Source organism: Janibacter sp. HTCC2649 (assembly GCF_000152705.1).
Classification (GTDB): domain Bacteria; phylum Actinomycetota; class Actinomycetes; order Actinomycetales; family Dermatophilaceae; genus Knoellia.
The window spans coordinates 2,611,450-2,625,360 of sequence record NZ_CH672413.1; the positions used below are offsets into that span (position 1 = coordinate 2,611,450).

Consider the following 13,911-nt stretch of genomic DNA (forward strand, 5'->3'; position numbering starts at 1 on the left):
CGGATCACCCCCTCATGGCCGCCGTTCGTGACATGGGTTGGATCAGGAGCACACCCTGCGCCGCGGCGATTCCGCCGGGGATCAAGGCGCGAGATTGGGTGTCACGGCCGAGCTGCGCGCACGTGCGGCGTGCCAGCTCGACGAGCGACTCCCAGGCGAAGGCGGTGATCGCGTCCGACCACAGGTCGACGACGATCGGTGGCCCGTTGGGCCTGGTGAAGGTCGACATCACGAGTCCGGTGGGGGCGTCGACGGTGCCGACCGCGAACGGCACGGACACCTCGGCGGGCTTGTCGAGCTGGTCGCAGCTGACGGTGACGCTCATGGTGACCAGCCCCTCGTCACAGGCGATGGCGGTCGCCGCCGTGTCCACCTCGAGCTCGCTGGCGCCCTGTTGCCAGACAAGGACGGGCGTGGTGCCGCGCGGCAGGTCGGCAACAAGGCGGACCACGTCACCGAGCAACTTCTGGGCGTCACGCGTCGGGATGCGGAGCAGGTCCTTGGTGGGTTTCCCGATGGGGACGCGGCGTTCGAGCGGCGTGAACCACTTGGCCTTGTCGAGGGTGGTGCGCAGGCGTGACAGATCGGCATTGTCGACCAGCGGTGCCGACACCCCGAGTTGCGCCTTGCCTGCCATCACGGACCTCCGGGGAAGGAAGAACCGGACGTCCGAGTCGTGTACCGCAGCGGAGGTCGACAACTCGACACGCGGTGGAACCGGCCATGGCATCCATCGCTAATCAGAGCAGTGTGCGACGTGGCCCACAAGGCGTCCGATGACCATTTCTGGCGTAGTCACCGGACGTCATTTTCGGGCCAGTTGCTGCGTTCCCTTCCTCGGTCTTCCGGCGCCACCGACGCGGTGGCTCACAGGCAAGGAGGAGCGGGTATGCCGTCAGATACGTCCCAGCCCAACAAACTTTCCACTTCGGTCCAGTTCCCCCCAACCCGACTTCGAGGTGCTGGTCGGTCAGCACGTGCCGCAGCCTGGCCACGGCCCACGAGCGCCAGCTGGCTGCCCGGGTGGGGACCCTGAGTGGGTTCCGGGCTCAGAACCGGAAGCGGGTGCAGTCCTTCGGGAAGGCGAACCACGCCATCGCGCGGTGCGGCGTGATGACCCGCAACCCGCCGCCGTCCTCGCCCGACCACGAGTCCGGGCCGGGGGAGTAGCCGCTGTCCTTGTACTTCGTGAACGCCTCCGACAGTCGCGCCCCGAGGTCGTCGGCATCGGCGCGCGTGGCCACCGAGTCGCCCTCGATGATGACGACCTCAGTCCCGCTCTCGAGCGTCAGGGTGACGGCCGGGTTCTTCTCGACATTTTGGGTATGCCGTGTGCTCGGCGCTCCGTCGTACCAGAACTTCCCGTCCAACCAGACTCCCCACCGCGGCACGGAGTGCGGTGTGCCGTTGGGTCGGACGCTGCTGAGCCAGTAGTGCATCGACTGCACCAGACGAGGTTCGACGTCGGCCCAGGTGAGCTGACCGTCGGTGGTCTCCGGGATGCCGTAGCCGTCCGGGAACACGGGACGGTCGGCGCTGGGTTCGCCAGATGTTGCTGCCGTGGTGTCCATGCCTTTGACGCTAGCCCCGTCCACCGACATTTAGCGTTGGGGTAGGTTCGCGGGCGGCCGAACCACCGACCGGGACACGTGGTGATCCCTGAGCGCTGAGTGGTCGTCCGCGAGCCGGTGTCTGGTCGATGCGGTGTCCCTGTTCGGGAACTTGGAGCCAGCCGGTTGGCGTGGACTCCTGCTTAGAGAATGTCTGGGCCGCGGCCGCGAGGGTCAGTCACCTGATGGATCAGGATCCGACTGACAGGAGCGGTGACGATGGTATTGACATTGGGTATCGACGTGGCCTGCAGGGCTGCGCATCAAGCGACACTCGTACGCGATGGCGCGACCGTGTGGCGGGGCAGAAAGTTCTGGACCCGGCCCGCGGATCTTGATCGGTTGTGGGCCGATCTGGACCTTTGTGACCCGGGCGATTTGACGGTCGTTGTTGAGCCCACCCGCAATGCGTGGATCGTGGTCGCGGAATGGTTCCGGCGTCGCGGAGCCCGGGTGGTGATGGTCCCGACGACGCAGTCGGCGGACCTGCGGAAGTACTACTCCAAGCACACCAAGAACGACCGGATCGACTCTGAACTGCTCGCCAGGTTGCCGATGCTGCACCCCGAAGGCTTGCGTGAGTATTCCGGCCAGGGACCAGCCGACGCGCTACGGCGGCTGGTCAAGCAGCGCTCGACGATGGTCAAGCGCCGCACTGCGGTCTACTCCCGGCTCGACGCTCTGGTCGAGCTCCTGGGCCCTGCCTGGTACGAGGTGCTCGGGTCGAACTATGGCATCGCTGCGCTCGAGTTCCTGGCCCGCTATGCCGACCCGAACGCGGTGATCCGGCTCGGTCAGGCACGGCTGGCCAGGTTCCTGATCGCTCGTTCGCGCGGTGCGTGGCGTCAGGATCACGCAGCAGGACTGGTCGTGGCAGCCAAAGACACCCTCGCCCTGTGGGGACCTGCCGGGATGGACTTTGCCGAGCTCGCCGACGACATCGGCCACGAGGCCGAGCAAGCCTTGTTCCTGACCCGTCAGATCAAGCAGATCGACGAGCGGGTCGCGAACCTCTACGCCGAAGCCGACCCCCAGGGCATCGTGGCCTCCGCCCCCGGAGTGGGCCCGGTGATCAGCGCCGTCATCGCCGGCCGGATCGGCGACCCGCACCGGTTCACTTCGCTGGCCGCGATCCGCGCCTACACCGGGCTGGTCCCCAAAGTCAGCCAGTCCGGGGTCCGCAAGGTCGAGTCCTCAATCACCAAAGCCGGCGACCCCCTGCTGCGCGAAATGTTGTTCACCGCCGCCGACCAAGCCCGCAAGATCGACCCGCAGATCGCCGCGAAATACCAGCGACTGATGGTCGGCGACCGCCACCATGACTCCGCGATCTGCCACCTGGCCACCCAACTGCTCACCCGCATCGCGACCTGCATGCGCACCGGCCAGCCCTACGCCCTACGCGACGTCGACGGCACCCCCATCACCGAAGCCGAGGGCCGAGCCATCGTCAAAGAGCGATACCAGATCCCTGCGCGGCACCGCGACAACCTCCGCCACAAGCAGATGCGCGACCGCCGCAAGCAGGCGGCGAGCCCGGAGTCACAGAAGTCGCAAAGCGCTCCAACATCCGGGCCCGCCAACACCAAGCCTACGAGCCGCCAAGTGGCTTGACTCTGGTTAGGAGACACCGCAACCCGCGGCGACTTCGTGCCCGTCAGGCTGCGGTGGCGCGTTTGCGCGGGCGGCCCACCCGAGGTTTGCGCTCGACGATCGCGCCGTCATGCAAGATCTGGCCGCCCCAAACTCCCCAGCGTTCGCCGCGGTCGAGTGCACCGTCCAGGCAGGACCGTCGCAGCGGGCACCGCTGGCACAACGCCTGGGCGAGCGCGACGTCGCCCGGGTCGTCGGCAAACCACAGGTCGTCGGCGTGGACCTGACACGGGGTGAACGCGGAGCTCATCGCGGGACCTTCCTGACCTGTCGGCATCAGCGGTTGCTGACAGGTCAACGGTCGTCGGCTGAGGTAGCCGCCCACATCGGGCATGTGCCGTATTTCGTGCGCGGCACCCACCTCAGCGGCGATTGTCGCCATGCGAAAGCCGTGGGGCCGGGAGAACCCGGCCCCACGGCATACGCCATGGTTTTGCGTTGTGGTCAGAGGCTCGAGAGGGCCACCTTCCAGATGCCGCGGCCGTGGGTCGCGGCGTAGAGGCTGCCGTCCGGTGCGACGTTGAGGTCGTAGACGGTCGACAGCGGCAGGGCGCCCGCGGTGCCGGAGACTCCGCCGACGCGCTTCCAGGCCGTGACGTTGCCGGCAGTGTCGAGGGAGCCGACGAGCACGCCGTAGTCGGTGCCCGCGACGAGCGAGGTGCCGACGTGGACGAGGTCGGTGAACGGGACGTCCGGCGTGCCGGCTGACTCGTTCGTCCAGGTGACGCCGCCGGTCTTGGTCAGCACGCCCTTCCAGACGTGGTCCTGAGCAGCGCCCGGGCCCTCGATGAAGCGGCGGTTGTAGCCGTTGAACGCCACGTAGATGGTGGCCGTGTCAGCGGAGACGGAGTCGATGGAGACTGCGCTCGGGTAGCGGTTGGGCAGGCCCGTCATGCTCAGCTCGTGCCAGGTTCCACCGAAGTTGGTCTGCACACCCCGGGTGAACCCGGCGCTGTTGCAGTTGGACTCGCCACACCAGCCGGCCACGACAACGTCCTTCGTCGCGTCCCGCTTCGCGCTCGGGTCGGCCACGGCGTCCAGGGCAACGGTCATGCGACCGCCGCTGCCGAGGGTGGCCCGCTTGGTCCAGCCGTGACCGGCCAGCGTTGCGGCGTCGTTCGCGGTGGTCGAGAAGCCGAGATCGTCGGTCCAGATGGCGTTGCCACCGGCCACCCAGCGCTCACTCGCGTGGTCACCGGTGTTCTCGGAGCCGCGGACGACCCGGAAGGGAGCGGTGAAGCGGGGGTTCGCGTCCGGGACGGCGAGGTCGATGATGGCGCTCTTCGACCCGTCCGTCTGGCCGCAGTTCGTCGTCATCCACAGCTCGAGGTAGACGTACTCGTCGAGGATGTTGCAACCGTTCTTGGGGTTGACGATGCTGTCGCCGCCGTCGCCGCCGAACGGGCTGACCATCTCGGTGTGGCCTTGGTTGTCCTTGCGGTCACCGCGGATGAGCGCGCCACCGTTGTCCTGGAGGCCACCGAAGACGGCGTATCCGGAGCGCTCCGGGTCCTTGCCGACGCCGACCGAGTAGTACTGCAGCGTGCCGAGACCCGGCGAGTGGTTGACCCAGTCCGTGGCGTTGCCCTGGGTGTTGACCTTGCCGTTGACCGGACGGGACTTCACACCACCGTCGTTGCCGACGTAGACGCGACCGCCGCTGATGACGATCGAGTGCTGGTCTGAGTGGGTGGTCTCGGGGCAGGTGTTGTCGGACTGCTTGAGGGACCAGCACTTGAAGCCGAAGTTCCAGTAGGGACCGACCGCGCTCCAGCTGGAGCCGGCGTTGCTGGTCTCGTAGATCTCCTCGAGGCCGAGCCAGACGTGGTCCGGGTTGCCCGGCTCGGTGGCGATGAAGTTGTTGTACCAGGCCTGGACTCCGGGGCTGTAGCCCTTGCCGTCGGCTCCGTGCAGGGCCGAGCTGGAGTTGCCGAGCTTGTTGCTGTCGGCGATGCGGTTCCACGGGCCTTCGAGGGTTCCGGTCGAGGAGCGGTAGACGCCGTCAAGGACGGTGTCGGCTCCCTTGATGAGTCGCTGGGGTGACTCGACGACGGTGTAGAGGACCGTCTTCTTGCCGGCCTTGTCCGTGCCCCAGGCGAACTCGGCGTTGCCGACCGACTGGTTGCCGAGGGTGCCCTGCGGCTGGACGAGGACGTAGGTGCCGGTGGCACCGGCTGCACTCTTGTAGAAGCCGTTGTAGCCCGCGCCACTGCGCCAGGCTGCGTTGGCGAGCACGGCGCCGGAGTCGTCGATCGCGACGTCGTTGACGATGTTGCTGTAGGGCGAGGCGATGTTGGTGTCGTCTGCCGGGTTGGGCATGAAGACGTTGGTCCAGTTCATGGCCGATTGCGGGGAACCGTTGGCGGCCAACGGGTAGCGCCACAGGCCACGGGTCGTCGCGGCATAGGCCCAGTGGTGGATGTCGTCGAAGCGCACCTTGTTGATGCCGCGGCTCTCGAGCTCGGTGCCGCCCAGGCGGTCGGCGTCGGTGAACTGCGCGGTGGCGGCGCTGGCGTCGGCGGCGCGGCCGTTGCGGAACATGCCGGCCCCGACGTAGGAGGTGGCGCCGGTGTTGGCCTCACCCGTGGCGTACCAGAGGGCGTTGTCGTGCCACTCGAGGTCACCGGTCGACAGCGACAGGATGCTGTCCGAGAGGGGCTGCCAGGCTCCGTCGTCCGAGGGGTCGGCCTCGACGTTGAGCTTCTTGCGCCAGACGCCACCGTTGGCGCCGCCGGCGAAGAGGTAGCCGCCACCGACCGCCAGACCGGTCACGCGTCCGGCGACGAAGCCGGCACCGCCGGAGGAGTTCGAGAAGTTGGGGTCCCGGTAGTTGGGGTCATCGGCGTCGTAGCTGAGGTTGGTGACCTCGCTCCACGCACTGCCGTTGGAGGCCAGCGTGCGGAAGTTGCCCAAGCTGCTGGACAGCTGACCGGCCGCGACCGAACCGTAGGGCGCCTGTCGCGCGTTGGCCGCTGACGTCAGCGAGGCGAGGATCTCGCTCGACTCCGAGTTCGGGTCGCCGACCTTGCCCTCGATGCCGTGCTCGGCGGCCTCGCGTGCCGCTTCGTCTCCGCTGGCCTTCTCCAGATAGCCGCGATAGTGCGGCTGACTGTTCTCCTCCTGGATGTGGGCGTAGATGCCCGCGGATGCTCCCATTGCGACGAGCGCCGTTGCAGCGGTAGCCGCAATCAAACGTCGCCGTACTGCTCGTGTTGCCATGGCTTGCCCTCCTGGGCGTGAACCTGCCTGGATCAGGGATACGCCGCGGATCCGGCCGCTCAGATGGGGGTCGCAGGCACCGGCGCAGTTGGAACCTACGCCCATGCCGGAGGGGTGAGAAGGCCTGGGAATTGACCAGATTCGGGCCGTTCTCAGGGTCCTCTCAGGTTGCGTCCGGCCCACCTCACCCGTGACCCCACAGGTAGCCCAATGAGGGGAGACATTTCAGGTGATGGTTGGGCGCTCTCACCGGCGGGACCATGTGGGGCAGCGCTTCATCTCTCGCGCCTCAGGAGGCCCGTATGGGTGCTCAGCCTCGACAGAGGTACCGCCGACCCGGGCTCGTCTGCGCCGTCGGACTCGTCGGACTCCTCGGACTTGTCGGCCTTGTCGGCTGCAGTGCGGACCCCGACCCATCCCCGCCGCCTACCTATACGCCTACCACCACGTTCACGCCATCGCCGACTGCGACGCCCAGCCCGTCGACCCTGGGCACCCACCAGACCCCCGATGCCTCCTGCCCGTCAGGGTGGAACGGACTGGAAGTCAGCGTCGATGTGGCGGACGAGTTGGAGTACCTGGACACCATTCCGGCGTGCACGTCCGACGGGACCCGCGTCTGGCTCCGGAACAACTCGGACGTGGTCTGGACGATCTCCTTCCCGACAAACGCCGCGTCACAACGCACGTCGGCCGAGCCTGTGGCTGAGTCGTATCGGAGCATCGTGGACGGAAATGCGCCGGGATACGCGGTCTTTGCGCCACAGGACCAGATCGTTGTCGACGCGCCCCCGACCGCCGTCTCGTTGAAGCTGAACACCCAGCTCAGCGTCGCTTGGGAAACGCACAAGATCGCGGTGGAGGAGCTGACGTCGTGGGGTCAGGCCTACGCGGTTGAGGCTCTGCGGGTGAAGGGCACGACCACCACGCGAAGTGTCGTCACTCAGTGCACTCTGTCGGGGTACGACATCGGGTCGACCGTTGCCAAGGTCCAAGCGCCCATGGATGTGGCTGACGTGCAGGGCCTCATGACGGATGCACTCGGTGTCGGCGTCGCGGGCAACACGTGCTGGCAGGCCAGTCGTTCCCTCGGGCGGCCTGCGGGCGTGGCCGACGATGTGGCCACGGGCATGACCCGATATCTGGAGAAGCCCGCCGTCCTCGAAGGGGTGCACACCCGCATGGTCTGGGTCCAGCGGGGCGCCAAGCTGCTCAACCTTCTCTGATCAGGAGACGCTGCAGGGACCTCACGGAGCGAGGTCGACGTTGGTCTCTCGCCGTCCTCGGCGCGAGAGGTAGCCGTGCCACAGCAGTCGCGCAGCCGTGGAGCGGTGCGGTCGCCACTGTTCTCCGAGCACCTCGAGCTCGCGGCCATTGGGCACGTGGGCAAGCCCGAGCCGCTCGGCCACGGCGACCTGGAGGGCACGGTCACCGACCGGCCAGACGTCGGGCCGATCGAGACAGGCGAGCAGGTAGGCCTGCGCCGTCCAGGGACCAATGCCCGACAGCTGCGTGAGTCTCTTGATGGCCACCTCGTCGGGCAGCGTGGCCAGCCCGGCCAGGTCGAGGTCGCCGGAGCCGACGGCAGCGGAGAGCGCACGCAGGTAGCGATCCTTCTGGCGCGAGACACCGTCCTCGCGCAGCTGCTCGGAAGTGGTCGCGAGGAGTGCAGCGGGGGTCATGGCACCTGTTCGCGCGCGGACCCGGGCATAGGCGGCTGCGGCAGAGGCCAGCGACACCTGCTGCTCGAGGATGAGGAGAACCAGGCTGGGGAAGCCCGGCGGCCTTGACCACCGCTCGGGCACCCCGTGGTCGTCGAGCTCGGCGGCGAGGTGCGGATGGCCCGCCGCCACCTCCGCGACGTGCCGCGCCCACTGCGTCTCGTCCACTCTGGTCGGCTACCTGGCGCGCGCGGCGGGAGAGTCGGGCGAGGCGAGGTGACCACGACTCATCCACGCATCGCTGCCTCGCGGAGCAAGGACGTTGAGCACTGCGAAGAAGTGACCGCCGAGCCGGTCAACCGTCACCGGGCGGTCTTCGAGAGCGCGGACCACGATCGCGGCGGCCTGGTCGGGACTGAGCGAGCGACGCTCCGCGACACCCGGCACCGTCGCCACCATCGGCGTCATCACCAGCCCGAACCGCACGCTGGTGAAGGTCACCCCGTCGGCATAGGTCTCGCGCCCGGCGATGCGGCCCCATGTGTCGAGCGCCGACTTCGACGCGAGGGCTGAACTTCGGCTGCTTCTTCTGCACGCCCCAGCTGGTGACGTTGACGACGTGCCCGAAGCCCTGGTCCCGCATCGCCGGCAGCACCGCCAGCGTCAGGCCAACGGCACCGAAGTAGTTGACGGCCATGGTCCGCTCCACGTCGTGGAACCGGTCATAGCTCAGGTCGAGGCTCCGTCGGATCGACCTGCCCGCGTTGTTGACCAGGTAGTCGACGCCACCGTGGTCGGCATTCAGCCGGACGGCAAGCGCGTCCACCTCGGCAGCGTCGGTCAGGTCGCACACGTGGACGACGGCATCGCCACCAGCCGCCTCGATGGTGTCGCGGACGCGGCGCAGCTCTTCGCCGCGCCGGGCGAGCAGGTGCACGTGCGCGCCCTGTCGGGCCACCTCGTATGCCGTGGCCTCGCCGATGCCGCTCGACGCGCCGGTCACGAGCACGCGCCGTCCTTCAAGAGGGCCGGAGTCATCGCCGGTCAGCCGCCGCCCCAGCCGTCGGGCCCGGGCAACGGGCGTGAGCAGGAGGCGGGACACGTGTTGAGTCTCGCAGCGACCTCGCCCCACATCAGGTCGAATGCACCACTTCGTCCGGTGCCACGTCCCGGCGCCTGCCGGGCCAGCGGTTGACGGCGAAGACGCCGGCACAGACCAGCACCGTTCCCACGGCCAGAGGCCAGCCCAGCTGCTCGTCGAGCACCAGCCAGCCGAGGAGCACGGCGACGACCGGGACCAGGAAGATGCTGACCGCCACGCGCCCCACCTCACCCGTCGTCACGAGATGCATCCAGAACAACCACGCGAGCGCCGTCCCGATGAGCGCCGTCCAGGCGATGGCGGCACCGACGCGCGGAGTGAGGTCGAGGCCGTCTGACCCCGGGCCCGCCGTGGCGGCGACCGCAGCGAGCAGGACCCCGCCACCGACAAGTGGGAGCGCCACCGCCCACAGGGGTTCGACGCGGGACACCGTCCGCTTGACGGTGATCGTTCCCAGCGACCAGCAGAGCGCGGTCGCCACGGCCAACGCGATGCCAGAGGACGACACCTGACCGTCGTGGCGCAGCGAGACCACGGCGACTCCGGCGAAGGCGGTCAGCGCGCCCAGCACGCGGACCGGACCCAAGGGGTCCCCCAGCAGCGGCCGGGCGAGCAGCACGGTGAACACCGGCTGGAGGTAGAGCAGCAGCGAGGCGTAGCCCGAGTCGAGATGGTCGATCGCGAGCACCTGGAGGCCGAAGAAGCCGACCACGTTGAGCTGCGCCAGCAAGGCGTACGGCCCGAGGTTGCCGCGCAGGCCGGGTCGCCTCCCGGACGCCAGTGCAACGAGGGCAAGGAGCCCGCCGCCGATGAGACACCGCGTGGCGGCCAGCACCAGTGGGGGGCAACCTTCCAGCGCGATCTTGATCGACGTGAACGTCGAGCCCCACGCCAGGATCAGCAACGCCGTCACGATCAGCCGGGTCCGCACCGGCACAGGATGGCAGATGGCCTGACACCTCGCCGGCGTTGCCCGCCGCTCATGATCAGGCGTCGACGACCACCGGAATGATCAGGGGGCTTCGGCGGTGCGTTCGGTGCGCCCAGGTGGAAGCGGCTCGACGGACGAGGTCCTCGATCTGCTCCAGGTCCTCGATGCCATCCGCGACAGCCTTGGTGAGGGCCTTCTGGATGAGGGGCGTGGCCGCCGAGAAGTCCAACAGGTCGGGCGGGAAGCCGTGGGCGAGGTAGTCGGGCTCCTCGGCCAGGGTTCCGGTGTCCGGGTCCATGATGCAGACGATGGTGACGACGCCCTCCTCGGCAAGGGTGCGGCGCACATGCAGCGTCTCCTCGGTGGCACCACCCACGGTCATCGCGTCGACGTAGACCAGCCCGGCGGGGACGTTGCCGGTGATCTTTGCGCGACCATCGATGAGGTCGATGACGCTGCCGTCCTGCGCGATGAGCACCCGATCCGCGTCCACGCCGGTGCGGATGGCGATGTCGGCGTTGGCGCGCAGGTGGCGCCATTCGCCGTGGACGGGGAGCACGTTCGTCGGCTCGATGATGTTGTAGCAGTAGGCCAGCTCGCCGGCGCTGGCGTGACCGGAGACGTGGACCTTGGCGTTGCCCTTGTGGACCACGTTGGCGCCCCAGCGGGTGAGCTCGTTGATGACCCGATAGATGGCGTTCTCGTTGCCGGGGATCAGGGAGCTGGCCATGAGGACGGTGTCGCCGGGCATGATCTCGACGGGGTGGTCGCGGTTGGCCATGCGCGCCAGGGCTGCCATGGGTTCACCCTGGGAGCCGGTCGCGATGATCGTCATCTGGTCCGGTCGCAGTCGCTCGAGGGCCTTGAGGTCCTTGACGACGAGACCGTCGGGGATGGTGAGGTAGCCCAGCTCGCGGGCGATGCCCATGTTGCGCACCATGGACCGTCCGACGAACGCGACCTTGCGCTTGTGTTGGTGGGCGGTGTCGAGGACCTGCTGGATGCGGTGCACGTGGCTGGCGAAGCTGGAGACGATGACCCGGCCCTTGGTCTCGCGGAAGACCTTGTCGATGGCGGGGGCGAGTTCGCCCTCGGACACGGTGAACCCGGGCACTTCGGCGTTGGTGGAGTCCGGGAGGAACAGGTCAACGCCCTCCTCACCCAGCCGGGCGAAGGCGCGCAGGTCGGTGACGCGGCCATCGAGCGGGAACTGGTCCATCTTGAAGTCGCCGGTGTGCAGCACCAACCCGGCCTTGGTGCGGATGGCGACGGCGAGGCCATCGGGGATGGAGTGGTTGACCGCGATGAACTCGCAGTCGAAGGGGCCGAACTTGCGGCGGTCACCCTCGACGACCTCGATGGTCCTCGGCTTGATCCGGTGCTCGGTGAGCTTGGCCTCGATCAGGGCGAGGGTGAGGCGGGAACCGACCACGGGGATGTCGGGACGCTCGCGCAGCAGGTAGGGAACCCCACCAATGTGGTCCTCGTGCCCGTGCGTGAGCACGATCGCGTCGACCTTGTCGAGGCGGTCCCTGATCCAGGTGAAGTCAGGAATGATGACGTCGACCCCGGGCTGCGAGTCGTCGGGGAAGAGCACACCGCAGTCGACGATGAGGAGTCGGCCCGCGTGCTCGTACACGGTCATGTTGCGCCCGATCTCGCCGAGCCCGCCCAACGGCACCACCCTCAGACCGTTCGGCGGCAGCGCCGGCAGTGAACCCGTGCGCTTGCTGCGCGTCGACCGCCGACTCATCGCTGCACACCCGCAACCGATGGGGTGTTGGGCAGTGACGTTGGGCGGGGGTGGGGCAAGCGGTTCACATGTACTCCGTTGGTGAGATCTCGACCGGCCAGGCAAGTGCTGATGTCGCTGGGTGCTGGCGTCCAGAGTCGCGACAAGGGAAGCGTCCCAGATGTGTGGACCGAACACGACATCACCTGTGTGGAACCACGGCTCAGGGTCCTTGGAAACGCGGCACCTGGCACGCGTTTCCAAGGACCCTGGGCTGGTGCCCCCGAGGGCTACTTGCCGCGAACGCGACCTCTCACGACGACGCCCGGCTCGAGCCGCCCGCCGCCGTAGCCCGCCTCCGCCAGCGCCTTGGGGTGCGCCAGCTGGAGGTACTGCCCGAACCGCACCGACACCGTCTCGTCGCGACCCACCTCGACGCCGCTGACCTCGCCCTCGACCCTGAGGGCCGGCGCGGCATACGTCTGCACGACGTCGGCCGGCAGCGCGAGCAACCCGAAGGTTGCCGCCGTGATGGTGATGCGCGCGCCCTCGCGGACACCGTGGCCCGACCAGCTCTGTGCGAGCAGTCCGGAGAACGCCTCGTCGAGTGACTGGGTCGCCACTTCGCCGGCGGTCTCGACGCCGCGGTTGACGTGGAACATCCGCGCCAGCGCCGGCCGGCGCCCGTCGTCCTCGGGGTCGAAGTGCAGGTTCGTCTTCGCGCCGGGACCGATGAGCGGAAGTCCGTGGACGGCATACGCGAATCGCACTGTTGCGCGCCCGGGTCCGCTGTCCACCTCCTTGCCGTCCTCGTTGAGCTGCGCCCACTGCCCGAGACTGACGTCGAAGCTCGCGTACTCGTCGCGAATTCCGATGCGGCGCAACAGTTCCAGGCCATGGTGGCTGAGTTCCTTGGCCGTCGAGTCGCCGAGACGGTAGGTGCCGTCGTCGTCGCGTTCGACGTCGCTCCACTTCCGGCTTTCATCGGCGTATGCCGTGAGTCGCTCCGTGTTGCGCGCTCGGACCGCGCCGCTCGCCGAGAAGACCTCGACCTGGCCGCGGTCGCTGCCGACGGCGTATCCGTGGGGGACTTGGGCGGTGCCCTTGACGTCGATGTCGAGGACTTCGGCGATGGCTCGCGTGGTCTCCTTGCTGTCGCGAAGGCAGGGCGGGGTGTGGGTGACCACCGGGGTGATCCTGGGGATGTCGGGCAGGTCGACCTTGAAGTCGATGTCCGTGAATTGCATTGGCATGACTGGCTCCTCGCTCAGCACGTGCCGCGCGCGGTCCAGAAGGACCGGTTGCTGACGGGGTCGTTGGACTCGGCGACGCGCAGCCGCTCGTTGTAGGTCGGGGCGTCCGGGGACTCGGCCCGCAGGTATGCCCAGGTGACGTTGCTGCCCTCGACGATCTCGTTGGCTTCGGCCCAGGCTTCGCGCACGGGGATGTCGACGCGGAAGAGCCAGCTGCCGGACCAGTAGTAGAGCCAGGCGGAGTACATGGCGAACCACGTCCCGCGTGAGGCCTGCCCGCTGCCGGAGTACGAGTGGTTGTGGAAGCCGAGCATGTAGTGCAGCCGCTGGAACGCCGGGATCCAGCGTCCGACGGAGTTGCTCGACGTGTGCTCGAGGAGGTCGCAGGCGTGTGTCGCGAAGATCTCGAGGTCGTTCTTGCCGAAGTCGATCGCTTCGCTCGCGTTGACGCGGCCGTCCCAGACGAGGAACTCGTTCGGGTTGCCGTGCGAGCTCATCTGCATCGCGTCGACCTGGTCGCTGCGTTGAGTGGTGTTGGCGGTCGTCACGAAGTCGGACTCCTTGACGTCGCTCTCACCATGGTTCTGGGTCCAGTCGAACTCGGACAGCCCCCCAAGCGTCGACGCGAAGCCTTCAGCCTCGAGCCGGCGCCCGTCCACGGTGTCCCTGATCCACCACGACCCCACGTACTTGGCCATGTCGTGCCCCCTTGCTTTGTGTTTGACCACCGGGAGTCGGTGGCGACACAAA

12 protein-coding genes are annotated in these 13,911 nt (G+C 68.1%); 2 read left to right on the forward strand and 10 right to left on the reverse strand.

The features are described 5' to 3' along the window. Positions 1-4: 4 nt before the first annotated feature. Positions 5-637, reverse strand: coding sequence for a hypothetical protein (locus JNB_RS12475; RefSeq protein WP_009776844.1), 633 nt, complete (start codon positions 635-637; stop codon positions 5-7). A gap of 412 nt (positions 638-1,049) precedes the next feature. Beyond that, a complete protein-coding gene (locus JNB_RS12480) occupies positions 1,050-1,571 on the reverse strand; it encodes a pyridoxamine 5'-phosphate oxidase family protein (RefSeq protein WP_009776845.1) in 522 nt (173 codons plus the stop codon). 258 nt (positions 1,572-1,829) lie between these two features. On the opposite strand from JNB_RS12480, the gene JNB_RS12485 reads away from it, so the two are divergent. Continuing rightward, positions 1,830-3,224, forward strand: a complete 1,395-nt coding sequence (locus tag JNB_RS12485; RefSeq protein WP_083784584.1) for an IS110 family transposase — start codon at positions 1,830-1,832, stop codon at positions 3,222-3,224. Between the two features lie 43 nt (positions 3,225-3,267). Here JNB_RS12485 and JNB_RS12490 read toward each other — a convergent pair whose 3' ends face one another. Together JNB_RS12490 and JNB_RS22225 are read right to left on the reverse strand one after the other, a co-directional pair. Then, positions 3,268-3,513 carry a WhiB family transcriptional regulator gene (locus JNB_RS12490; RefSeq protein ID WP_040883775.1) on the reverse strand — a complete coding sequence of 82 codons (246 nt, stop codon included), beginning with the start codon at positions 3,511-3,513 and terminating at the stop codon, positions 3,268-3,270. A gap of 194 nt (positions 3,514-3,707) precedes the next feature. After that, positions 3,708-6,419 (reverse strand): hypothetical protein, encoded by a 2,712-nt coding sequence (locus JNB_RS22225; protein ID WP_009776848.1) that lies wholly within the window; start codon positions 6,417-6,419, stop codon positions 3,708-3,710. Between the two features lie 788 nt (positions 6,420-7,207). Here JNB_RS22225 and JNB_RS21545 point away from each other — a divergent pair. Then, on the forward strand, positions 7,208-7,708 hold the full coding sequence (locus JNB_RS21545; RefSeq protein ID WP_158306141.1) for a hypothetical protein: 501 nt from the start codon (positions 7,208-7,210) through the stop codon (positions 7,706-7,708). Positions 7,709-7,729: 21 nt separating this feature from the next. On the opposite strand, the gene JNB_RS12505 is transcribed toward JNB_RS21545, so the two are convergent. The 6 genes from JNB_RS12505 to JNB_RS12525 all read right to left on the reverse strand — a co-directional run bounded on the left by JNB_RS12505 (position 7,730) and on the right by JNB_RS12525 (position 13,859). Continuing rightward, positions 7,730-8,371 (reverse strand): DNA-3-methyladenine glycosylase, encoded by a 642-nt coding sequence (locus JNB_RS12505; protein WP_009776850.1) that lies wholly within the window; start codon positions 8,369-8,371, stop codon positions 7,730-7,732. Positions 8,372-8,498: 127 nt separating this feature from the next. Further along, a complete protein-coding gene (locus JNB_RS12510; RefSeq protein ID WP_202795229.1) occupies positions 8,499-9,245 on the reverse strand; it encodes an SDR family NAD(P)-dependent oxidoreductase in 747 nt (248 codons plus the stop codon). Between the two features lie 31 nt (positions 9,246-9,276). Beyond that, positions 9,277-10,176 carry a DMT family transporter gene (locus JNB_RS12515; RefSeq protein ID WP_148232410.1) on the reverse strand — a complete coding sequence of 300 codons (900 nt, stop codon included), beginning with the start codon at positions 10,174-10,176 and terminating at the stop codon, positions 9,277-9,279. Between the two features lie 55 nt (positions 10,177-10,231). Beyond that, the gene (locus JNB_RS12520; protein ID WP_009776854.1) at positions 10,232-11,929 is read right to left on the reverse strand and encodes a ribonuclease J; all 1,698 of its coding nucleotides are present in this window, start codon (positions 11,927-11,929) and stop codon (positions 10,232-10,234) included. 269 nt (positions 11,930-12,198) lie between these two features. After that, entirely contained in the window at positions 12,199-13,161 is a 963-nt protein-coding gene (locus JNB_RS20540) for a hypothetical protein (RefSeq protein ID WP_148232411.1), read from the reverse strand. A gap of 14 nt (positions 13,162-13,175) precedes the next feature. Further along, a complete protein-coding gene (locus JNB_RS12525; RefSeq protein WP_009776856.1) occupies positions 13,176-13,859 on the reverse strand; it encodes a DUF6345 domain-containing protein in 684 nt (227 codons plus the stop codon). Positions 13,860-13,911 lie beyond the last annotated feature (52 nt).